The organism is Nannocystis bainbridge, from assembly GCF_028368995.1.
GTDB lineage: Bacteria > Myxococcota_A > Polyangia > Nannocystales > Nannocystaceae > Nannocystis > Nannocystis bainbridge.
Map to the genome: position 1 here is coordinate 2,203,294 of NZ_JAQNDL010000001.1, position 21,939 is coordinate 2,225,232.

19 protein-coding genes and 1 riboswitch are annotated in these 21,939 nt (G+C 72.4%); of the genes, 9 read left to right on the forward strand and 10 right to left on the reverse strand.

Annotation, left to right across the window (positions count from 1 at the left end; genetic code table 11):
• Window positions 1-53 precede the first annotated feature (53 nt).
• Both POL25_RS08595 and POL25_RS08600 read left to right on the forward strand, forming a co-directional pair.
• The gene (locus POL25_RS08595) at window positions 54-830 is read left to right on the forward strand and encodes an SseB family protein (RefSeq protein WP_272085435.1); all 777 of its coding nucleotides are present in this window, start codon (window positions 54-56) and stop codon (window positions 828-830) included.
• A 41-nt stretch (window positions 831-871) separates the two neighbouring features.
• On the forward strand, window positions 872-1,801 hold the full coding sequence (locus POL25_RS08600; RefSeq protein ID WP_272085436.1) for a fatty acid desaturase: 930 nt from the start codon (window positions 872-874) through the stop codon (window positions 1,799-1,801).
• A 315-nt stretch (window positions 1,802-2,116) separates the two neighbouring features.
• Here the strand turns inward: POL25_RS08600 and POL25_RS08605 are convergent, their stop codons facing one another.
• Genes POL25_RS08605 through rsmH form a run of 3 tightly spaced genes read right to left on the reverse strand, consistent with a single transcriptional unit; the run spans window position 2,117 to window position 5,606 of the window.
• A complete protein-coding gene (locus POL25_RS08605) occupies window positions 2,117-4,183 on the reverse strand; it encodes a PASTA domain-containing penicillin-binding protein (RefSeq protein WP_272085437.1) in 2,067 nt (688 codons plus the stop codon).
• 17 nt (window positions 4,184-4,200) lie between these two features.
• Window positions 4,201-4,638 (reverse strand): FtsB/FtsL family cell division protein, encoded by a 438-nt coding sequence (locus POL25_RS08610; protein WP_272085438.1) that lies wholly within the window; start codon window positions 4,636-4,638, stop codon window positions 4,201-4,203.
• The gene (gene rsmH / locus POL25_RS08615) at window positions 4,635-5,606 is read right to left on the reverse strand and encodes a 16S rRNA (cytosine(1402)-N(4))-methyltransferase RsmH (RefSeq protein WP_272085439.1); all 972 of its coding nucleotides are present in this window, start codon (window positions 5,604-5,606) and stop codon (window positions 4,635-4,637) included. Before rsmH ends, POL25_RS08610 begins: the two co-directional genes overlap by 4 nt.
• A 227-nt stretch (window positions 5,607-5,833) precedes the next feature.
• Here rsmH and POL25_RS08620 point away from each other — a divergent pair, with 227 nt between their 5' ends.
• The 5 genes from POL25_RS08620 (at window position 5,834) to POL25_RS08640 (ending at window position 11,110) form a co-directional block, all read left to right on the forward strand.
• Complete coding sequence (locus POL25_RS08620; RefSeq protein ID WP_272085440.1) at window positions 5,834-6,598, forward strand: Fic family protein; 765 nt, start codon at window positions 5,834-5,836, stop codon at window positions 6,596-6,598.
• 17 nt (window positions 6,599-6,615) lie between these two features.
• On the forward strand, window positions 6,616-7,248 hold the full coding sequence (gene ribA, locus POL25_RS08625; RefSeq protein WP_373372070.1) for a GTP cyclohydrolase II: 633 nt from the start codon (window positions 6,616-6,618) through the stop codon (window positions 7,246-7,248).
• A gap of 132 nt (window positions 7,249-7,380) precedes the next feature.
• Window positions 7,381-7,800, forward strand: a complete 420-nt coding sequence (locus POL25_RS08630) for a hypothetical protein (protein WP_272085442.1) — start codon at window positions 7,381-7,383, stop codon at window positions 7,798-7,800.
• Between the two features lie 874 nt (window positions 7,801-8,674).
• A complete protein-coding gene (gene lysA / locus POL25_RS08635; RefSeq protein WP_272085443.1) occupies window positions 8,675-10,006 on the forward strand; it encodes a diaminopimelate decarboxylase in 1,332 nt (443 codons plus the stop codon).
• Window positions 10,007-10,702: 696 nt separating this feature from the next.
• Entirely contained in the window at window positions 10,703-11,110 is a 408-nt protein-coding gene (locus POL25_RS08640; protein ID WP_272085444.1) for a hypothetical protein, read from the forward strand.
• Window positions 11,111-11,217: 107 nt separating this feature from the next.
• Here POL25_RS08640 and POL25_RS08645 read toward each other — a convergent pair whose 3' ends face one another.
• The 6 genes from POL25_RS08645 to POL25_RS08670 all read right to left on the reverse strand — a co-directional run bounded on the left by POL25_RS08645 (window position 11,218) and on the right by POL25_RS08670 (window position 17,541).
• Window positions 11,218-11,556, reverse strand: coding sequence for a DMT family transporter (locus POL25_RS08645; RefSeq protein WP_272085445.1), 339 nt, complete (start codon window positions 11,554-11,556; stop codon window positions 11,218-11,220).
• A gap of 16 nt (window positions 11,557-11,572) precedes the next feature.
• Window positions 11,573-11,636, reverse strand: a riboswitch (guanidine-III (ykkC-III) riboswitch).
• Between the two features lie 132 nt (window positions 11,637-11,768).
• The gene (locus tag POL25_RS08650; protein WP_272085446.1) at window positions 11,769-12,809 is read right to left on the reverse strand and encodes a hypothetical protein; all 1,041 of its coding nucleotides are present in this window, start codon (window positions 12,807-12,809) and stop codon (window positions 11,769-11,771) included.
• Window positions 12,810-12,949: 140 nt separating this feature from the next.
• The gene (gene egtD / locus POL25_RS08655) at window positions 12,950-13,921 is read right to left on the reverse strand and encodes an L-histidine N(alpha)-methyltransferase (protein WP_272085447.1); all 972 of its coding nucleotides are present in this window, start codon (window positions 13,919-13,921) and stop codon (window positions 12,950-12,952) included.
• Window positions 13,918-15,156: an ergothioneine biosynthesis protein EgtB gene (egtB, locus tag POL25_RS08660; RefSeq protein WP_272085449.1), complete on the reverse strand. Its 1,239-nt coding sequence runs from the start codon at window positions 15,154-15,156 to the stop codon at window positions 13,918-13,920. Before egtB ends, egtD begins: the two co-directional genes overlap by 4 nt.
• Entirely contained in the window at window positions 15,157-16,128 is a 972-nt protein-coding gene (locus tag POL25_RS08665; protein WP_272085450.1) for a hypothetical protein, read from the reverse strand.
• Between the two features lie 9 nt (window positions 16,129-16,137).
• Window positions 16,138-17,541 (reverse strand): UDP-N-acetylmuramoyl-tripeptide--D-alanyl-D-alanine ligase, encoded by a 1,404-nt coding sequence (locus tag POL25_RS08670; RefSeq protein ID WP_272085451.1) that lies wholly within the window; start codon window positions 17,539-17,541, stop codon window positions 16,138-16,140.
• 380 nt (window positions 17,542-17,921) lie between these two features.
• Between POL25_RS08670 and POL25_RS08675 the strand changes: the two genes are divergently transcribed.
• On the forward strand, window positions 17,922-18,434 hold the full coding sequence (locus POL25_RS08675) for an HNH endonuclease (protein ID WP_272085452.1): 513 nt from the start codon (window positions 17,922-17,924) through the stop codon (window positions 18,432-18,434).
• A gap of 227 nt (window positions 18,435-18,661) precedes the next feature.
• On the opposite strand, the gene POL25_RS08680 is transcribed toward POL25_RS08675, so the two are convergent.
• On the reverse strand, window positions 18,662-19,831 hold the full coding sequence (locus tag POL25_RS08680) for a hypothetical protein (protein ID WP_272085453.1): 1,170 nt from the start codon (window positions 19,829-19,831) through the stop codon (window positions 18,662-18,664).
• Window positions 19,832-20,421: 590 nt separating this feature from the next.
• Here POL25_RS08680 and POL25_RS08685 point away from each other — a divergent pair.
• The gene (locus POL25_RS08685; protein WP_272085454.1) at window positions 20,422-21,267 is read left to right on the forward strand and encodes a class I SAM-dependent methyltransferase; all 846 of its coding nucleotides are present in this window, start codon (window positions 20,422-20,424) and stop codon (window positions 21,265-21,267) included.
• Window positions 21,268-21,939 lie beyond the last annotated feature (672 nt).

Genomic DNA, 21,939 nt, shown 5'->3' on the forward strand with positions numbered 1-21,939 from the left:
GCGCGCGGTCGGGCGCGCGCGGACGGCTCTGCTATCTTCGCCCCCGCCCCCGCATGTCCACGCTCACCCGCGACCGGCTCGTCACGTCCCTGCAGCAGCTCACCGAAAGCGGCGGGGCCGACAACCACCTGGTCGTCGCTGCGGGGGACCACTACGTGGTCGTGCACGGCCGCCTGGGCGGGTCGGACCTGGCGGTCGAGGTCGTGTCGAACTTCTACCTCGGGGCCGCGGCCCAGCTGACCCCGGCGCGGCTGCGGTCGCTCGGCGATCGCGGCTACTTCGAGCGCAGCGGCTTCAACAACCTGTTCCGCGACGTGCGGCTGGTCGGGGCCGACGCGGCCGGCAAGCTGGCCGACGAGCTGCTGGCCCTGTTCGCCCAGATCTTCGGGGTCGAGGCCGACGCGCCGGCGACGTTCGACCTGCAGCTCGGCGACCCCGAGCCGACGCGCAACCCCGACCTGGTGCGGGCGATGAAGCAGCTGGCGGTGCGCCGCGACATGGACGCGCGCCAGCGGGTCTACGTGGCGGTGATGAACGCGACCTTCCTGATGCCCATCAACCCCGCGGGCCGCATCCCTGACGAGCCGCTCGAGGTCGACCGGCTCGGCAACTTCCCGGTGATCGCGGCCTTCACCGAGGTCGACTCGCTGCGGCTGTGGCAGCCGAAGGGCTGGCCGTTCGCGCTGGTGCCGGGGTCGCGGCTGGTGCCGATCGCGGTGTCGCGGCGGGTCGGCTCGCTGCTGGTGAACCCGCGCGGCAACGTCGGCGGCGAGCTCTACATCAACGAGCTCGAGTCGATCGAGGGCGCGCTGCGCCGCCGCAACAACTAGCGAGGCACGGCGCCGACGCGGGCGCGGCACGAGGGGGCGCGATGGAGGGCGAGTTCTCGAGCACCACGACCTTGACCGCGGACGAGCGGCGCGAGCTGTACGCCCGCCGCGACGGTCCCGGGCTGCGCAGGTTCACGGTCCAGCTCGCCCTGCTGGCGGCCTCGGCGGCCGCCGTGGTCGCGCTCGCCGACGCCGACGCGTGGTGGTTCTGGCCGGCGTTCGCGGCCTACAGCGTACTGCTGGCGTCGATGTTCGCGCCGATGCACGAGGCCGGCCACGGCACCGCCTTCGCCAGCAAGCAGCTCAACCGCCGGGTGTTGCAGATCGCCGCGAACCTGTCGCTGCTGCCCCCGACCGCGTTCGTCGCCTTCCACTTCGAGCACCATCGCAAGACCCACGAGGTCGGCGACCCCGAGATCCCCGGCGGCAACCTCGAGCTGGCGGCCTGGCCCAAGAACCCGATCGCGGCGCTGATCGTGCTCAGCGGGCTGCCGCTGCTGCTCGGCAAGCTGATCGTGCTGCTCACCCTGGTGGTGCCGCGCGGGCCGCAGTGGTTCGACAAGTGGCTGCCGTGGCTGCCCGCGGCCCAGCGCCCGGCGACGATCGCCGAGGCGCGGCGGATCCTCGCCGGCCTGGCCGCGCTGGCGCTGCTGGCCTGGCAGGTGTGGCCGCCGCTGGGCTGGCTGCTGGCCGGCTTGGCCGGCGCGCACGTGGTCCTCGGGCCGTACCTCGCGGCCGAGCACACCGGCATGCCGACCACCGGCGACGTGCTGGCGCGCACGCGATCGATCCGCAGCAACGCGGTCGTCAGGTGGCTGTTCTGGAACATGCCCTACCACGCCGAGCACCACGGCTGGCCCGCCGTGCCGTTCCACGCCGTGCCGGCCCTGCACCGCCGCGTCGCGCCCGGGCTGCCGCACCGCTACCGCGGGTACCTGCACGTGTACCTGGCGGCGCTGCGCGGCAGGTGACCTCGAGGACATGCCCCCTGAGGCATGTCCTAGGAACCATGTCCTATTGAGCATGTCCCGTGAGACATGGGATTCCTCGAGCTCGACCGAGGACGCGTCGACGCCCGGCCGGCATGTCACCTCGGGTCGTCCGGCGGCTTGCCTCGTGCGACCGCGCGGGCTCGACTGGCGTCACGTGGGCCGCAGCGCGGACGACTCATCGCTTCCCGGCCGGGTTCTACCGCGCCGCGCCTCGGCGGTCCGCCCGACCGGCCAGCGCTCAGCCTCGTGCTCTGTCTCGAAGAACATGTCCTCACAGACATGCTCTCGCAGGCGTCACTTCTTCGGCGCGAACGCGACCTGCACGACCTTGCCGCTCTCGACCTGGCCGGGGGTCACGTCTTGCGACACGGCGATGCCGGAGCCCGAGGCGCGCAGCTCGACGTGGTTGCGGCCGGCGAGGTCGAGCGCCTGCGCCAGCGTGAGGCCGGTGAAGTCGGGCATGCCGGTGGTGACCTTGGGGTGGGCCGTGCCGCTGCCGCGCTCGTCGGAGCCGGGCAGTGACGGCTCGCCGTCGATCTCGGCGAGCACCCCGAGCGCGGCCTCCATCTGCTTGGCGGCCACCACCACCGGCTTCGGCGGCGGCGGCGTCTTGCCGTCGTCGCGCGGCACCCCGAGGTGGGTCATGATCTGCCCGCCGAGGCGGGCGAAGCTGGGGGCCGCGACGTCGTTGCCGTAGTGGGCGCCCTCGGGCACGTCGACCGACACGAGGATCACCACCCGCGGCGCGCGGGCCGGCAGCGCGCCGATGAAGCTCGAGTAGTACATGCCGTCGGCGTAGCCCTTGGTGCCGGCCTTCTGCGCCGTCGAGGTCTTGCCGGCCACCAGGTAACCGGCGACGTGGGCGTTGTTGCCGGTGCCGAGCTCGGTGTGGACGACGTCCTCGAGCATGCGCATCACGGACTTGGCGGTCGAGCTGCGGACCAGGCGCTCGCCCTCGGGCGCGTGCTCCCACACGCTGCCGCCGCGGGCGTCGAGGATCTTCTGGACGATGGTGGGGTCGTGATAGACGCCGTCGTTGGCCAGCGCGCCGAAGGCCGCGGTCACCTGCAGCGGCGACGCGGCCATGCCCTGGCCGAACGCGATGTTGGCCATCTGGATGTCGGACCACTTCTCCGGCGGCGCCAACAGGCCCGCGGTCGCGCCCGGCAGCTGGACCCCGGGGCGCTCGCCGAAGTGGAACTTCTTGACCCACTTCGAGAGCGTCTGCTTGCCGAGGCGGTCGGCGATCTTGGTCGTGCAGATGTTCGACGACGCCGCCAGGATCTCCGTCACCGTCAGCCACTCGGCCGCGTGCGCGTCGTGGATCGTGTTGCGCGGGGTGTACTTCCAGCGGCCCTTCTCGCAGTAGAACGTCTCGTTCTCGCGCACCGCCCCGAGCTCGAGCGCGGCCGCCACGGTCACCGCCTTGAGCGTCGAGCCGGGCTCGTAGGCGGCCTGCACGGCCAGGTTCTGGGTCTGCTGGGCCTTCTCGACCGGGTGGTTGGGGTCGAAGGTCGGCCGGTTGGCCAGGGCGAGGATCTCGCCGTTGCGCGGGTCGAGCACCAGGATCGAGGTGCCGACCGGGTTCCACTGGCGGACGAGGGTGTTGATCTCCTCCTCGACCATCGCCTGGATCGCCGAGTCGATCGTCAGCACCACCGTGTCGCCGCGCGCGACCCCGGGGTCGGGCACGCCGTCGACCAGCAGCTTCTTGCCGGCCGCGAAGTAGGCCGGCGACAGCGCCTCGCGCCCGCGCAGCTGCATGTCGAGCCCGAGCTCGACGCCAGCGGTGCCGCTGCCCTGGGCGCCGACGCGGCCGAGCACGTGCGAGGCCAGGAGCCCGCGCGGGTACACGCGCGCGGTCGACGGCTCGAACGACACGCCGGGGATGCCCTTGGCCTGCAGCGCGGTCACCTGCGCGTCGGACAGGGGCAGGCGCAGCAAGCGATAGGCCTTGTCCTTGGCGATCTCCTCGCGCAGGTAATCGGCGCTCTCGTCGGGCTCGAGCTCCAGCACCGCCTCGACGAGCGCCTCCTCGGCCCCGCGCGCGCGCACGAGGCGGGGGTTGATGGCGATCTTGTGTACGCGGTCGTCGACCGCCAGCGTCATGAAGTCGCGGTCGACGATCTCGCCGCGGCTGGCCGCCAGCTTGAAGCTACGCAGCTGCTGGCGGTTGCCCTGCTCGGCGTAGGCCTCGTGCTCGACGGTGGCGAGCCGGGTCGCCTTGACCCCGGCGCCGACCAGCGCCGCGCAGATCGCCGCGCCGACCAGCGACGCGCGCCGCCCGACCGCCCGCATGTCGCTCGCCATCGGCGCGGGGATCAGGTTCTTGCGCATGGTGTTGCCGCGCTTTTCGGACATGTTCGATCCGCCCTGTCTCATCCGCCATGTCCCTTGGGACCGGTCTGATTGGACTCGTCACGCAGCCGGATCGCCTGCAGCCGGTCCGGCGTGGCCGGCACCATCTGCATGCGCCCGGCCGCCACGTCCTCGATGTAGTCCGGGTGGCGCAGGTAGGCCCGCTCGGCCTCGAGCCGACGCTTCTCGTCGAGCAGGCGCCCGTGCTCGGCCGTCAGCTCGGCGATGTCGGCCCCGAGCTCGAGCACCCGCGCCCGCGTCCGCACCTGGACCACGCCGGCCGCGGTCATTAGCCCGAGCGCCAGCATCAACACCAGCGGCAGCCCGGTCGGCCGGCGCGGCGGCGGCGGCGGCAGGCCGTCGTCGGCGCGCTGGAAGCCGTGCTCGAAGTTCGCCGGGGTCGCGCCGCGCCGCCCGTTGCGGCCGCGCGCGGGCGCGGTGGTGGGCGGCGGCGTCATGGCAGCGCGCGCTCCACGACGCGCAGCCGGCTGCTGCGGCTGCGCGGGTTGGCGGCCACCTCGGCGTCGCCGGGCGCGGCGCCCTGGCGGTAGCCGGCGGGCACGACGAAGCGGGGCTGCGGCAGGTCGCGGGCGGCGATCGGCAAGCCGGGCGGCGGCTGCTCGGCGCGGGTCAGGGCGGAGAACCGCTGCTTGGTCGCGCGGTCCTCGAGCGAGTGGAACGTGATGATGCCGAGGCGACCGCCGACCTGCAGCCGCTCGGGGGCCGCGCTCAGCAGCGCATCGAGCTCGCCGAGCTCGTCGTTGACGCGGATCCGCAGCGCCTGGAAGGTGCGCGTGGCGGGGTGGATCCGCAGCCCCAGCTTGCGCCGCTGCGGCGCGCTCATGGCCGCGGCCACGACCTTCGCCAGCACGCCGGTGGTGGTCGGCCGCACCGCCACGATCGCGGTGGCGATCCGCGAGGCGTCGGTCTCCTCGCCGTAGTCGCGCAAGATCCGGGTCAGCTCCCCCACGCTGATGTCGGCCAGCAGCTGCGAGGCCGACATGCCGCGGCTCGGGTCCATCCGCATGTCGAGCGGGGCGTCGGCCTGGAACGAGAAGCCGCGCGCGCCCGTGTCGAGCTGGTGTGAGGACACTCCGAGGTCGGCGAGGATGGCCGTCGCTGCCGCCACGCCGGCCGCTTCGAGCACCGCGGGCAAGTGACGGAAGCTCGAGTGCACGAGCTCGACGTCGGCGGGGACCTTCTGGCGCGCCTCGGCCAGCGCCTCCTCGTCGCGGTCGAGGGCGATGGCCCGCAGCTTGGGCCCGTCCGGTCGCGCCGCGGCGTAGGCGGCCAGGACGGCGAGCGTGTGCCCGGCCCCGCCGCAGGTCGCGTCGACGAACACCGGCGCCTCGGCGCGCACGAGCGCCGGCGTCAGCGCCTCGCAGACCTCGCGGACCAGAACCGGCCTGTGAAATTCGGAGGACATCGCGGGCGCGCCAGGGGGGTGTGACAGCGCCGGCCGGCCCGGTCAAAAAACCGGACCGGCCGGCGCCGGGGAGGTGCCCGCGCGGGGCGCCCGCGCCGGACTCGGCCGTGGACGGAGGGCGTCTACGTCGAAAATTAGCCGGCAAAAACGGCACTTTGGACGCTTTTCATTGACCCCCCGGGGCCAAAATTTGTAGGTTGCGCTGCCTTATTTCGAGGGAGCCCGCCGTGCTTTCGACGCGGATGAAGAATTATCGCCAGCTCTTCGAGTCCTCGGAGCTCCTCTGGGAAAAGCTCGGGATGCTCAATGCCGCGCAGCGTCGGAACTTCGACGAGCGCTTCATGATGTCGTGGATCTTCCACGACTTCGCCCTCGAGGGGCAGATGCTGTCGGTCGCGGAGATCAAGGCCGCGATCGACGACGAGATCATCTCGACGCCGAGCTTGATCCCCGCGTATCTGCACGTCAAAGCGGTGCGCGACGGCATCTACATGCTGCTCGAGACCCGCGGACAGCGCCTGCAGCTGTCGCTCGAGTGGCTGAAGAAGCTGCACCAGACGCTGCTGCCGCAGGGCAAGAAGGATCAGGTCCAGTACCGCAAGGACAACCCGATCCACCGCATGTACTTCCACGACCTCGCGCCGGCCGACAAGATCAGCTACCGCATGCGCAAGCTGACCGACTGGTTCCGGACGGAGGAGTGCCGCAAGGCCCACCCGATCGAGCTGGCGGTCGAGGTCCACCGCGAGCTGATCCGGATCTTCCCCTGGCCGGACATCAGCGGGCGCGTCGCGCGCTTGGCGATGAACGCGATCCTGATCGCCGAGAACTACTGGCCGTGCATCCTGCACCACAACGAGCGCCAGACGTACTACGACGTGCTTCGGCTCGATCAGGACCAGCTGCTGCAGTTGGTGCTCGACAGCATGGACGAGGGGATCCGCTCGTCGAGCAAGCTCTACCAGAGCATTGTTGATTCGTCGCGCGCGTGACAGACCTTAGGCACCGCATGCCCGTGCCGAACAACCTCCAGGCCCGGCCGCTGCGCGCCGTCCGCGATGCGCAGGTGTTCGCCCGGGCGCGCCTGCCCTCGCGCCACGGCGAGTTCGAGATCGTGTCGTTCATCGACGACGTCGGCCGCACGCTCGACGACGTGGCGATCGTGCGCGGCGACGTCCGCGGCCGCGTCGAGGTGCCGACGCGGATCCACTCCGAGTGCCTGACAGGCGACGTGTTCGGCTCGTTCCGCTGCGACTGCCGCGACCAGCTCGAGCTGGCGCTGCAGCGGATCGCCGGCGGCGACGCGGGCATCATCCTGTACCTCCGCCAGGAGGGCCGCGGGATCGGCATCGCCCAGAAGATCCGCGCCTACCACCTCCAGGAGCAAGGCCTCGACACCGTCGAGGCCAACCTCCACATGGGTTTCGATGATGACCTGCGCGACTACTCGGTCGCGGCGGCGATGCTGCGCGCGCTCGAGGTCGGCTCGGTCGTGCTGCACACCAACAACATGCGCAAGATCGCCGGCCTGCAGCAGGGCGGGGTCGCGGTGACCCGCCGCGAGCCGCTGATCGCCGAGGCCCGCGAGCACAACCGCCGCTACCTGGCGACCAAGCGCGACAAGAGCGGTCACCTGCTCTGAGGGACATGTCTGTTCGGGCATGGCCTCTGCGCCATGTCCGATCGGACATTTCCCCGCGGACATGCCCCATCGAACATCCGGGACGCGCGGCGGCCGCTTGTGCGGCGCGGCCGCCGCGGATACCGTGGCTGCATGACGGACGCTGCCATCTCCGACGCCGAGGCGATCGCCATCCTGGGCGACGCCTTCGTCGAGCCGATCGTCGTCGCCATCGCCGAGCCCGACGCGTGGTGGGGCCAGCCGGAGGTGACGCTGCGCTTCCGCGTAGAGCCGGTCGAGGACGCCGGCTGGGCCGACTTCAAGCGCGAGCTCGACACGCACGGCCTCGGCCGGACGCGGACCGGCCAGTGGATCGAGCTGGTGCCGCGCGGCACGACCGTCTCGCGCGCGCGCTACCAGGCGTTCGCGCTCGGCCTGCGCGACGCGATGCCGGCGATCTTCGTCCGCCTCGGGCCGCACGACGAGGACCCGGCGCACGCCTTCCTGGTCGCGACCCTGCGCGACGCCTCGCTCGTCACGCGCGAGGAATTCGCCCGCGCCATGCGCGGCTGACCCCGCGGCCAGCCGCGGCTTGTTCGTCGCCCGCGACGCCTCGCGCGGTCGCCTGCGCCCTGCCTCGCACGGGCGCGCGAGCCCACGGCTGCCTCGCGCGGTCGCCTGCGCCTCCCCGGGCGCGCGAGGCCACGACTGCCCCGCGCGGTCGCCTGCGCCCTGGCTCGCGTGGGCGCGCGAGCCCACGGCTGCCTCGCGCGGTCGCCTGCGCCCTGCCTCGCCGGGCGAGCCCGCGGCTGCCTCGAGGCCCGCGACGAAGCGTCCGGCGAACCAAACAAGAAGCGGCGGAGCACGATGCTCCGCCGCGGGTCACCTCGGGCGCGATGCCGGTTCGAGTTGCGGGGGACGAGCCCCGTCAGGGGTTTCCGGCCGCGGTGGGCCGGGTGCCACGGGCGTGGCGCGCGGTCAGTCGCCGGGCTGACCAGTGGGTGACTTTCGGCGGCGCGGCGGCGCCGTCGCAGGGTCGGTCCGCGCGGGGCGAACCGGTGGAAGCGTGACTTTGCGGCCGCGATCACGCGACCGGGGGTGTCACTGCGTGCCCGCCCCGCAGAGCGGACACGGGAAGGGGCGGCTCGGCGAAGCGAGCCTCAGACCCCGGCAAAGGCTAGTGCGCACCTCCTGAAGAGCAGGACAGTCGAGGCGCAGCGCAAAGACGACACACACAACGATCTGCTTGGTTCATCAGCTACCTCCTTTTGCCGGTGGCCTGAGGGTGACGATCCAACCTTAGCAAGCTTGTGTGCGCCGGCAAAGAGTTGTGGCGGGCCACGCCCCTCTCGCGGCGGACCCGCGAGCAGAGGCCCGCGGAGCCGGCGCGGGAGCGGGTTTGACAGTGCGCCGCCCCGCGTGGCAAGAGCCAGGCGATGAGGTCCGCGTGGTAAGCTCCGAAGTGGTTCAGACCGGCCCCGATCACGCGCCGGTGTTCGCCGCTCCGGCGCGCTGGGGCCTGCGCGTGCACGCCGGCCGGCTCGCGGTCGAGGACGTGGCGCTCGCCGAGATCGCCGCGGCCGTGGGGACGCCGACGTACGTGTACGGCGCCGGCGAAATCGCCGCTCGCTTTCATGCCCTGGCCCGCGCGTGCCGCTCGCACCCGACGCTCATCGCCTACGCGGTCAAGGCCAACAGCAGCCAGGCGGTCCTGGCTCACCTCGCGCAGCTCGGCGCCGGGGCCGACATCGTGTCCGGCGGCGAGCTGCGGCGGGCCCTCGTGGCCGGCGTGCCGGCCGACAAGATCGTGTTCTCCGGGGTCGGCAAGCTCGACGCGGAACTCGACGCGGCGATCGCCGCCGGCGTGCGCGCGATCAACATCGAGTCGGTGGCAGAGCTCGACCGCGTGGCCGCCCGCGCCCGCGCCCTCGGCCGCGTGGCCGCCGTCGCCCTCCGCCTCAACCCCGACATCGACCCCGACACCCACCCGTACCTGGCCACCGGCCTGCGCGAGAGCAAGTTCGGCATCGCCATGAGCGACGGCGCGGCCGTGGCGGCCCGCGCCCGCGCCCTGCCCGAGCTGCGGCTGGTCGGCCTGGCCTGCCACATCGGCTCGCAGATCCTCGACGCCGCGCCGTTCCTGGCCAGCTTCGAGCGCCTGTGCGGCCTCGTGCGCGCGCTGCAGGCGGACGGCGCGCCGCTGCGCCAGCTCGACCTCGGCGGCGGCATGGGCATCGCCTACGCGCCGACCGACCGCGAGCTCGACGTCGAGCGCCTCGGCGCCGCCCTCACCGCCGCGGTCGCGCCGCTCGGCCTCGAGCTGGTGCTGGAACCGGGCCGCTTCCTGGTCGGCACCGCCGGCGTGCTGCTCACGCAGGTGATCGGGCGCAAGCGCAGCGGCGAGCGCGAGTTCGTGATCGTCGACGCGGCGATGAACGACCTGCTGCGCCCGGCCCTCTACGGCGCGTACCACCCGATCGTCCCGGTCGAGGTGGCCGCCGGCGAGCGGCCGACGCTGCGCGCCGACGTCGTCGGGCCGGTGTGCGAGTGCGGCGACTTTTTGGCGGAGAACCGCCTGATCGCCGCGGCCGAGCCGGGCGAGCTGCTCGCGGTCCTCAGCGCCGGCGCCTACGGCATGGCCATGGCCTCGACCTACAACTCGCGCCCGCTGGCCGCCGAGGTGATGGTGCACGGGCGCGAGTTCGCGGTCACGCGCGCGCGCAAGACCGTCGACCAGCTGATCGCCGAGGAGCAGCTCCCGGCCTGGCTGGCGCGCTGACAGGCTGTTCTTCGGGCAGGTCGGCTGCGACGCGGCGGCTGCCTGCCCTTGCCGTGGGCTCGCCTGTCCCTTCGGCCAGACCGACGCCCGGAGAACCGGCGCTGCTCCAAGGACCTCTGCGGCGCCACGTCGCCCCCGGGTCAGCACCCGCATGGGAAGTTCGGCGCCGCTCCCTGGATCATCTCGCCGCACGCTCACCTGTCCTTTCGGGCAGCCCGTCACGCGAAGGTTGGGCGCTGACCTGACGGACATCTTCCGCGCGCCGCATTCGCCTGTCCTTTCGGGCAGCCCGCAAAGGCGCTGACCGGACGGACATTTCTCGCGCGCCGCGTTCGCCTGTCTCTTCGGGCAGCCCGCCCCGCGCGCAGGTTCGGCCCTGACCTGACGGACATCTTCCACGCGCAGCCCGCCTGTCCCTTCGGTCAGCCGCCGCGCGGACAGTCAGCGCTGACCGCCGGACCTTCTCGCCTCACATGTCTCTCGGGACAGCCGGCGGCTGAGCTCGCCACACCTTCCCTAACGTCAGCTTGCGGCCATGCGCGAGGTCCAGGGCCCCCTGCCACACAGGACATCACGGCGCGGGCGTGCGCGCCCGTGGGCGCCGCTGCGCGTCGGCGATCGCGGCCGCGTGCGCGACAACGGATTCTTGCGCCTCGTGGCCGGCGCTGGCTATCGTCCGCCGCGATCGACACGCTCATGAATTACTCGCGCGCCCACACCCTGTTCACCGACCTTCGTACGTTGATGTTCGCCCTCGTCCTCGCGCCGCTGGCGGCCGCGGGTTGCGGCGGCGGCGAGGGCAAGGACGACGCCGGCGACGGCCCCGAGATCGACTGCAGCACCGGGACGACGCCGAAGTTCTCGGAGATGACGGCCGTGTGGGGCAAGTGCACCACCTGTCACGCCTCGACCCTGAGCGGGGCGAGCCGCGTGAACGCGCCCCCGGGCGTCGACTTCGACGTCTACGCCGCCGCCAAGACCCACGCCCAGACCGCCATGCACGAGGTCTACGAGGGCGAGATGCCGCCCGCCGGCCTGCCCGCGCTGTCCACCGAGGAAGAGGATCAGCTGTTCCGCTGGGCCAGCTGCGGCACCCCCGAGTGACGTGCCCGCAGGGACATGCCCCGAAGGGCATGTCCCTCTCGACATGTCATCGAGGACATGTCTATGAGGGCATGTCCTCGATGACATGTCCTCAGCGACCGCTCGGGTCAGGCGGGCCCGGCGCTGAACTTGAGGCCGACGATGGCGACCACCAGCATCGTCAAGAACAGCAGCCGCAGCGGCGCCACCGGCTCGCCGAGCAGCATCATCCCGCCGATCGCGGCCCCGGCGGCGCCGATCCCGGTCCACACCGCGTAGGCGGTGCCGATCGGCAGCGTCTTGCTGGCCTGGGCCAGCAGGGCGAAGCTGGCCACCAGGGCGACCACGGTGACGAGCGTCGGCAGCGGCTTGTTACGAAAGTCGAAGCCGTCGCTCCACTTGAGGCCGAGGGCCCAGCCGACCTCGAGCAGACCGGCGACGAACAGATAGATCCACGCAGTGGACATGATGGCGCGCTCCTTCCACGCGTCGTCTTGTCCTCACCGGGTACGGCGCACCTCGTCCGGGCCCGCGAAGCGGGCGAGCTTCGGGTCAGCTTAGCCGCTCCCCCGTGGCGGGCCCGGCGGGGACGCGTGAGCCAACTCCGGCCCCCGCCGTCCCACCTGTCCTTTTGCGCAGGTCTTTCGCGCCTGGCGGCCGGGCCGCGGCGCGTGGGCGATCAGCCGGGCGGCACGAAGTTCTCGCAGGCCTGGTCGATGACCGCGATCGCGTCGTGGAAGAACGGCTGGAACGAGTCGGCGCAGATCTGGCCGATGCTGCCGTAGGTGAACATCTCGGCGAACTCGACGATGCGGTACGCGACCTCGGCCGCGCTGGCGCACTCCGGGTTCTCGGGGCCGATCAGCGCCAGCGTCACGATGTTGGTCTCGACCCCGCCCTTGAGCGCCACCAGCTCGTTGAACCAGTCGGGTGGGTCGCCGGAGGAGCCGTCCTCTTCCTCGTCGGTGATGACGACCAGGACCAGCAGCGCGTCCTCGCGGACGAAGCCCTCGTTGCACTGGCCGGGCTGGCCCAGCTCGGGCCCCAGCGCGCGCAGGGCCGCCTGCAGCGGCTTCTCGTTGCTGTCGCCCGCCGTCCCGACCTGGGCCGCGCAGGCGAACTTGCTCGCCAGGTCGTCCTGCTCCGTCATGTAGCGCTGGCCGCTGACATACGGCCCGCACGTCGCCTTGCTCGAGTTGCTGCCGCTGGTGCGGGTGATGAGCCCGCCGAGCACCCCGCACGGGCTCTCGTTGCCGTCGTACTTGTCGGTCGCGACCACCCCGATGTGCAGGCTCTCCGCGTCCTCGAGCTGCTGCTGGATCTCCTGCACGAAGCCCGGGAAGCTCGCCACCAGGTTGTCCTGCTCGTTCTTCATGCTCGCCGAATTGTCGACCACGAACAGCAGGTCGACCTTCAGGCACGCCTTGGGCGGCGGCGGCGGCCCGGCGTCGGGCGTCTCGCCGATGTCGAACTTCGGCCCGCTCGCGCCGCTCGGGTCGACCGCGCTCGTCGCCTCGTCCTCGGTCGCGCTCGCGCTCGTGCCGGCCGCCTCGCCGGTCGAAGTCGGCGCCGCGGTCGACGTCGCGTCCTCGCTGGTCTGCGGCAGCGTGCCGACCCCCGAGACGATCGCCGCGGTGGCCGAGGCGCGGCCGCCACCGTCGTCGGAGCAGGCAGACAGCGCGAGCGAGGCGAGCGTGACGAGGGCCGCGGCGCGGAGCATGTCGCCACGGTACGTCGCGCCCGCGGCCTGCTCAAGCTGCGCCGCGCCGCGCGACCGACCTGCAGTTCTCGGGTCGGCGCCGATTCACGCCTTGCGGACCGGCGGGCCGCCTCGCGCCCTGGGGGCCTGCAGGCCTCGCCTCAGGCCGCGCGACGGACCAGGTGGACCACCGCGAAGCGGGCCGCGTCGTCGGTCCACGCCTGGGTCAGCGTCAGACCTGCGCTGGAGGACATGTCCGAAAAGCCATCCAGCGTATACTTGTGCGACAGCTCGGTCAGGATCGACTCGCGGGCGCGGAAGCTGAAGCTGCGGCCGCCGACCCCGACGACCTGGTCGATCTTGCTGACCAGGTGCATCTCGATGCGGCTGGCGGCCTCGTTGAACACGGCGCGGTGGGCGAAGCGGCCCGGCTGGAACTCACCGCCGAGCTCGCTGTTGATGCGGTGGAGCAGGTTGAGGTTGAACGCCGCGGTCACCAGGTCGCGGTCGTTGTAGGCGGCCTCGAGCACCGACTTCGACTTGACCAGGTCGATGCCGACCAGCGCGCCCTCGCAGCCGGGCGCGCGGGCGATGTTTCGCAGCAGCGCGGTCGCCTCGCTCGGGTCGAAGTTGCCGATCGTCGAGCCCGGGAAGTACACCAGGCTGCGGCCGAGCGCCCCGACCGGCAGGGCGAACGGGCGCGTGAAGTCGGCGTGCAGCGGCAGCACCTTGAGCTTCGGGTACTCGGCCTGGATCGCCGCGCTGGCGGCCAGCAGCGGCTTCTCCGACACGTCGACCGGCACGTACGCGGTCGCGTCGAGGTGGTCGAGCAGCAGCCGGGTCTTGATGCTCTCGCCGCTGCCGTACTCGACGATGATCCGGCGCGGGCCGACGGCGGCCGCCATCTCCATCGCGTGGTCGCCGAGGATCTCGATCTCCGCGCGGGTCAGGTAGTACTCCGGGGTCTCGCAGATCGCCTCGAACAGGTGCGAGCCGCGGGCGTCGTAGAAATACTTGGAGGGCAGGCGCTTGACCGGGCGCGACAGCCCCTCGATCACGTCGGCGAGGAACCCGTCGGCTGGCGCCTGCGTCGCCTCGTCATCGCGCGGGCGTTGGTGGAGCGGTCGCATCATGCATCCTTGGTGAGACGGATCCCCGTGAACGGCCACCGCGCCCGGGGCGGAAAGAAATTGCGGTAGCTGGCACGCAAATGATCCCGCGGGGAAGCGCACGAACCGCCGCGCAGCACCATCTGGTTCGACATGAACTTGCCGTTGTATTCGCCGAGCGCGCCCGCCGGCGGGTGATAGCCGGGGTACGGCAAGTACGCGCTCGCGGTCCACTCCCACACGTCGCCGAACAGCTGCGCCGGCCGGGGCTCGGCCTGCGGCGGCGCGTCCGCGACGGTCGGGTGGAGGCGGCCCGAATCGACGAAGTTACCGGCCACCGGCGCGCCCTCGGCCGCCGCTTCCCACTCGAACTCGGTCGGCAGGCGGGCGCCGGCCCAGCGGGCGAACGCGTCGGCCTCGTAGTGCGACACGTGGACCACCGGCGCGTGCGGGTCGAGCGGGCGCGGCCCGCCGAGCGTCATCTGCCACCATGTCCCCTGGGACATGTACCAGTAGAGCGGCGCCGTCCAGCCCTCGGCCTGCGCCTGGGCCCAGCCGTCGGCCAGCCACAGCGTGCTGCGGCGGTAGCCGCCGTCGGCCACGAACTCCGCGTACTCCGCGTTGGTCACGCAGCGCGACGCCAGCGCGTGCGGCCGCAGCAGCGTCTGGTGGCGCGGGCCCTCGTTGTCGAAATGAAAGCCCGCGCCGGCGTTGCCCACCTCGCGCAACCCGCTCGGCCCCGGGCACCAGCGCAGCGGCGCCGCCGGTCGCGACGACGGCGGCGCCGCCTCCGCCCGCAGCCCCGGCCGCAGCGGGTTCTGGGCGTACAGGTGCAGCAGGTCCATCAGGATCAGCTCCTGGTGCTGCTGCTCGTGCTCGAGCCCGAGGCGGACCCGCTCGACCAGCCACGCCGGCCCGCCGCGGGCCAGCAGCTCGAGCATCGCCGCGTCGACGTGGGTCCGGTACTGCAGCACCTCGGCCCCGGTCGGCCGCGTCAGCAGCCCGCGGCGCGGCCGGCTGAACTGCGGGCCCACCGACTCGTAATACGAGTTGAAGAGGACCTCGAACTGCGGGTGAAACGGGCGGTAGCCGGGGTCGGCCGGGCCGAGCACGAACGTCTCGAAGAACCACGTCGTGTGCGCCAGGTGCCACTTGGCCGGGCTCGCGTCCGGCATGCTCTGGACCGCGAGGTCCTCCGCGGGCAGCCCCGCGACCAGCCCCTCCGTGGCCGCGCGCACCCGGGCGTAGGCCGCCTCCACTCAGAACCTCCCGCCGAGCGCGACCCCGAAGCCCTGGCCCGAAGGACCTGCCCCCAGGTGCAGCTGACCGCGGCGGGCCGTCTTGCCCACGCCGGTGTCCTGCCGCTCGAGCGTCTTCAGCTCGGCGCGCGACGACAGGGCGTCGACCGCCATGAACGCCGAGCCGGCCAGCCCGAGCCCGCCCGCCAGGCTGGTGACGCCGACGAAGCGCAGCGGCTCCTTGTCGCCGTACTGACCGATCAGCCACAGCGCGCTGAACACCGCCGCCCCGGCGTAGAGGGCGTAGCCGAGCCCGCGGGCCCACAGCTTGCCGCGCACGCGCAGGTCCCGGCCGGTGCTGGCGCCGCCGATGGCGACGATCGGCGTGCCGAGCAGCGTCGTCGTCAGGCCGAGGCTGGCGTACATGAAGTGCTTCATGCCGTAGTCGCTCGGGTCGGTCTTGCCGGCGCGACCGGCGTCGTAGAGCACGCCCATCAGCATGCCGACCGCCGAGAAGCCGACGCCGACGCCGGCGCCGACGCGGGCCCACTCCGACGGCGTCGACTCGCGGCCCTCGACGCACTCCCACGAGTTCTCGTGCACCGCCGTCACCGCCCCCAGCGGAGCCTGCTGCGCGCCGTTCTTCGGGTGCACGTAGTAGACCGCCGACTTGTCGGCGCGGGTCAGCGTCACGCACTCGCGCCCCGCGGTGCCGAGGATCACCAGCACCCGCCGCCCGGCCAGCCGCTGCCACTGCGCGTCGCTCACCGGCGCGGGGTAATAGCGCGGCATGTTGTCCGCGGCGGCCGGCGCCTCCGCGGCGGTCGCGTCACCGGCGACCGCGTGGTGGATCAGCGTGACATGACCTTCGGGCAAGGTCCGATCGGACATGTCCGAAGCGCCATCCACGATCACCGCCTCGGGCCCCTCGTAGCTGCGCAGGCCGGCGGGCGGGGTGAGGGCGAGCGACACGACGGCGAGCGCGGCGAGCATGGCCACAGTCTACACGGCCTTGGGCGGCGCCTGCAGCAGGGCCTCGACGACCCGCTCGAGCCGCATGCCGCGGCTGCCCTTGACCAGGAGGGCGCCCGGTCGCTCGGCGAAGGTGGCGCGGACGGCCGCGACGAGGTCGGAGACGCCGAGCCCGGCGTGCCATGACGCGATCCCGCCGGCCTTGGCCGCGTCGGCGGCCGCCTGCGACAGCGTGCCGAAGGTGAACAGCGCGTCGAGCCCCAGCGCCGCCGCCAGCCGGCCGACCTCCGCGTGCAGCTCCGGCCCGCGCTCGCCCAGCTCGAGCATGTCGCCGATGACCGCGGCCAGCGGACCCGGCCGTGACGGGCGCAGCGCGGCCAGGCTCTGCAGCGCCGCCGTGACCGACCCGGGGTTGGCGTTGTAGTTGTCGGCGATCAGCAGGTGATGCTCGTCGAAGCGCAGCACCCGGCCGCGGTCGCCGACCGGCAGCACCCCTTCGAGCGCCTCGATCATCGGCCCGACCGGGCAGTTCAGGTGCAGCCCGACGGCCAGGGCCGCCGCCGCGTTGCGGGCGTTGTGGGCCCCGAACACCCGCAGGCTGAGGCGGATCTCCTCGACCTCGCCGCCGGGCAGGTGCAGCCGCAAGGTCGCGTGGGTGCGCTCGTCGAGCTCGACCCCGACGATCCGCACCGACGCCTCCGGACCTTCCCCGAAGGGCAGGATCGAAAGGCCAGGTGGGAAGTGCGGCGGCAGCAGCCGCTCGTCGTCGGGCACCACCGCGACCCCGCCGGGTCGGACGTGGCGCAGCGGCTCGGCCTCGGCGGCGGCGATCGCCTCGAGGCTGCCCATGAACTCGAGGTGCTCGAGCGCGACGCTGGTGATCACGGCGACGTCGGGGCGCACCAGCGCGGCCAGCCGCTCGTTCTCGCCGGGCGCGCTCATCCCCAGCTCGAGCACGATCGCCTCCGGGTGGTCCGGCCCGTTGAGCAGCGACAGCGGCACCCCGAGGTGATTGTTGAGGTTGCCGCGGGTCGCCAGCACGCGCCCGTGGCGGCTGCGCAGCACCGCCTCGATCAGCGCGCGCGTGGTCGTCTTGCCGTTGCTGCCGGAGATCGCCACCACCGGCCCGCTGCAGGCCTCGCGGACCGCCCCGCCGAGCGCTGTCAGGGCCGCGAACGTGTCCTCGACCTCGACCACCGTGACCGTCGGATCGTCCGGCAGCGGACGCCCCGGCGCCTGCAGGATCGCCGCGGCGCCGGCCCGGATCGCGTCGGGGATGAACGCGTGGCCGTCGCGGGCGGCCACGATCGGCACGAACAGGCCGCCCGGCACGGGGTCGCGGCTGTCGACGAAGGCGCCGCGGATCTCCCGCGAACCGGCGCGGAGCAGCCGTCCGCCGGAGGTCGCGGCCAGGGTCTCGGGGGTGAAGTGCACGAGGAGACCGTTAGCACCCCGACGCGGCCGCGCGCCACTCTTCGGCAGGGCCCGCCGCGGCGGCTGCGCAGCGGGTCGGCGGTGCAGCGCGGACACGGGGTGCCCGGGGGCCCGGGGACCGCGACGGGGCGAGCGTCCCCCGGTCGTTCGGCGCGGTCGCGGCGGGCGCCGACCGGCGTTTGTCCCATCACATGTCTTACGGGACATGTCCGATCGGACCTGTGATTGCGCGGCCCGGCGTTCGGCGGCCCCGCGCGCGGGCCCGGCTCGCGTTCGCCCGCGCCGATGCTCGCGCGTCGGCGCGCGCCTGCGTCGCAGCCGTCACGCGGGCGTGGCCGCGTCGACGCCGGGTCATGCTAGCCTCGTGGATGGGGAGCCTCATGCACACGCTGGTCCTCGATCCCGGCTTCTTGCCGGTCAAGGTCATCTCCTGGCGGCGTGCCCTGTGCCTGAGCTTCCTCGCCAAGGTCGAGGTCCTCGCCAGCTACGAGCGCGAGGTCCGGACCGTCGACCGCGGCTTCCCCACCCCCTCGGTCGTCCGCCTGCTGCACGCCGCGCGTCCGGGCCCGCAGGTGGTCCGGTTCTCGCGCCGCAACGTGTACCTGCGCGACAACCATCGCTGTCAGTACTGCGGCGTGCAGTACAGCGACCACGAGCTGACCCTCGACCACGTGGTCCCGCGCGTCGACGGCGGCAAGACCACCTGGACCAATGTCGTCGCCGCCTGCGCCGCCTGCAACCGGCGCAAGGGCGGCCGCACCCCCGAGCAGGCCGGCCTGCCGCTGCGCACCCGCCCGGCCCGGCCGAAGTGGACGCCGATGACCCTCGCCCAGCGGCTGCCGCTGCACGACGTGCCCGAGGCCTGGCGCGCCTGGCTCGGCGTCAAATATTAAAGGTGTCCCGAGGGACAGGTCGCACCGGCCGGGCCCGGCGAACGCGGCGGCCGTCTCGGCGCAGGCCCGCCGCGCCTGCGCGCGGACCATTCACCGCATCCTGTCCCGAAGGCCAGGTCGCCGGCCGGGCCCGGCGAACGCGGTGCCCTCTCGGCGCAGGCCCGCCGCGCCCGCGTGCGCCGGGGCCATCCTCCACATCCTGTCCCGAAGGCCAGGTCGCTCTTGTCTCACCCGGGGATCGTCGTCATGCACTCGGTGAGCGGCCCGGCGAGGCCGCTCCAGCCGTTGTAGCCGTTGTCCAGGCCGAGCACGGGCCCGACGATGAGCGGCTGCGAATCGGTGAAGTCGTCGAGGTCGACCTGCATCAGCTCGGCGCCGGTCTGGACGTCGCCCGAGCTGAGGATGTAGAGGCGCGGCTGCTGGTCGTCGAACAGCGGCCCTCCGAGCGCGTGGATCCCCCACGTCCCGTCGGTCTGGGCCAGCTGCGTCCCCGTGCCGGTCGTGTAGTCGATCTGCCACAGGTTGCTCGAGTCCATGGCGAACCCGAGGCTGTCGCTGACCTCGCCCTCGACGATGCCCGGCGACATGTCGTCGATGTCGGCCACCGACGCGTTGCCGAGGTCGGTGATCACCTCGAACGTCAGGTCGCCGTCGAGGTACGCGCCGGTGAAGCGGAGCAGGCGGTTGCCCTCGGTGTTGCCCACGTCCTCGCCGGTGTCCATGAGGTAGACCCGGCCGTCGCAGTCGGTGTAGAGCGCCTCGATGCGGATCGGCTGGGCCTGGCCGTCGTTCGGCACCGTGCCCAGCAGCGTCGCCTGGGCCGGCGTATCCTCGGTGGTCGGCGGCGCGGCGATGTGGAAGATCTGGGTCCCCTCGGCCGACTCGCGCGAGCCGATCAGTGAGCCGTCCTCGAGCATCGTCAGCCCGTTCTGGCCGTGGATCAGCGGCGCGTCGGCGACCAGCTCGTTGTGCACGAGCGCGACGACCGAGCCGTCGGACGGATCGATCTCGATGTACATCAGGTGATTTTCGACCGAGTACCACAGGTTCGGCGAGTCCCACAGCGGGTTGCCGCCGGTCGTCTCGGTGGTCGTCGCGTCGGTCGTCGTCGTCGTCGCGTCGGTCGTCGAGGTCGTCGTCGACGTCGTCGTCGCGTCGGTCGTCGGCAGCGCCTCGGTGGTCGCGTCGGTCGTGGTCGTGCTCGGATCGCTGGTGCCGAGCGTGGTGTCGGTCGCGCTCGTCGTCTCGCTGCCGCCGGTCGTCGGGTCGGTGTCGACGGTCGTCAGCGTCGTCGCCGTCGAGGCGTCCGAGTCGACCGCGGTGTCGGTCGAGCCCGGTTCGCTCGGGGTGCAGGCGACGAGGAGAGACAGGAGCGCGGCGCGGGCGGCATAATTCATGGGCAAGACGATCACCTCGTTCGAGACGGCGGTCGCCCAGTGTCGCGGCCTCGGCCCGGCTTGTCCAGGCAGGCGCGTGTCGGCCACGCGCGCAGGTATTCGCACCGCGCTCCGGCGCTCGCCGATGCGCGCGATGAACCCGCCGGGGCTCGCAATTGCGACCCGTCACCCGTCGCGTCGCAAGACGCGAAGCCCGCGCCGCGGCGCGCCGCCGATCGCTCGTCGCTCGCGGCGCGCGAGCTCGTCGTCGCGACGCGAAGGCGCGGCTCATACGTGATCGCGTCGAGCGACCGAGCTCGTCGGTGCATCTGTGCATGGTCGAAACGACATGTCCAAAAGCACATGTACAAAAAATCATGCCGATCGCGTCCCTCAGCCGCTCGCCGACGGCCAGCTCCTGGACGACGGACGTCGCACCGGGGGGCATCCGACCGCTCCTTCGATCACGAACGCCGCGACCCTCTCGCCAGAGCGCCGCGCTCGTGCGAATCGATCGCGCGGACTCGCACGAAACGCGCCCCAGGCCGGCTTGCGACGTGCGCTGGCTCAACTTTGACAGTGAAAATCAATTTCACTATTAACTCCGCCCCATGACGAACAAGCAAACGGTCGCCCTCGGCGACGTCAGCGAGACGCTCATGATCCCGCTGTGGTGCCGCGCGATCGAGACTGGCCGGCGCCGGCCGATCCTCCGCGACCCGCGGGCCCAGGAGATCGTCGCGCAGCTGGACTACGACTTCGAGCGGCGGTTCGCCTCGCAGCGCGACCTGGCCTTTCGCGCATGTCTGCGCACCGTCATGATCGATCGCTGGGTGCAGGAGTTCTTGCGCATGCACCCGGGCGGCACCGTGGTCGAGATCGGCACCGGGCTCAACACTCGCTTCGAGCGGGTCGACAACGGCGCCATGCGGTGGTTCGACGTCGACCTGCCCGACTCGCTGGCGCTGCGGCGGCGGTTCTTCAGCGACACCGCGCGGCGGCGCATGCTGCCCGGCGCGTTCGGCGACGACGACTGGCTGGCCCAGCTCGGCTCCGCCGGCGACGGCCCGTTCCTGTTCATCGCCGAGGCGGTCCTCGTCTACCTGACCGAAGAGACAGTCCGTCGCGGCCTCAACGCGATCGCCTCCGCCTACCCCGGCAGCCAGTTCGTGCTCGACACCGTGACCCGGCGCGCGATCGCCAGCCAGTCGCGGCCGATGATGCAGACCTACAACGCGCCGTTCGTGTGGGGCTGCGACGATCCGCGCACGATCGAGGCCTGGGGTCGCCACCGCTGCCTCGACTCGATCACCATGCTCGACCTGCCGCCCGAGCTGCGCCGCCGCGTCCCGCTCAAGCACCGCCTCGCCTTCTCGTACCTGCGCGCGCGCAAGCCCGAGGTGCTGCGCTCGCACGCGCTGCACCGCTTCGAGCTGCGCCCGCCCGCGTCCGCGTGAGCGCGCTCGCGTGACCTCGCCGGCGCAGCGAGCCGCGCCAAGATCTGCGCGCGGCGCCTGCGAATCATCCGGACGCTGCGAAGGCGCCGCGACGTCGCGCGTGCGGCGTCGCGAAGTGCACCTCGTCTCATCGACGCGGCGCGTGCGTCGCCGTGGCTCGCGCTCTGCCGCATGCGCGCTCTGCTGGCGAGCTCACGCGGCGGCTCGTGCGTCCCTCTCGCGCCATTCCCCTGGCGCGCGAGCATCCCCGCGGCTCGCGTTCGGCCTCACGCGCAGCGGCTGCGCGTCCCGTTCACGCCTTCTCCTGACGCCCGAGCATCCCCGCGGCTCGCGTTCGGCCTCACGCGCGGCAACTCGTGCGTCCGGCTCACGCCATCCTCCTGCCGCGCGAGCATCCCCGCAGCTCGCGTTCGGCCTCACCCGCGGCGGCTCGCTGTCCCGCTCACGCCATGCACGTGGCGCTCGTCGCTCGCAGCTTCTGGACCCCACGCGCGTGGCCGTGACACCCGTGACATCTCACCGACGTCGTCGTCTCGGGTTGCGAGCAGCCTCGCGAATGCGCCTCCGACGTCGAGGCCGTCGGCGCGAACGAGTTCACGGCCGTGTCACGATTCTGAATGTCAAAATCCACATGAAGTGGCGCAAATAGCCTGAGAATTCTCTCCCCGAGCC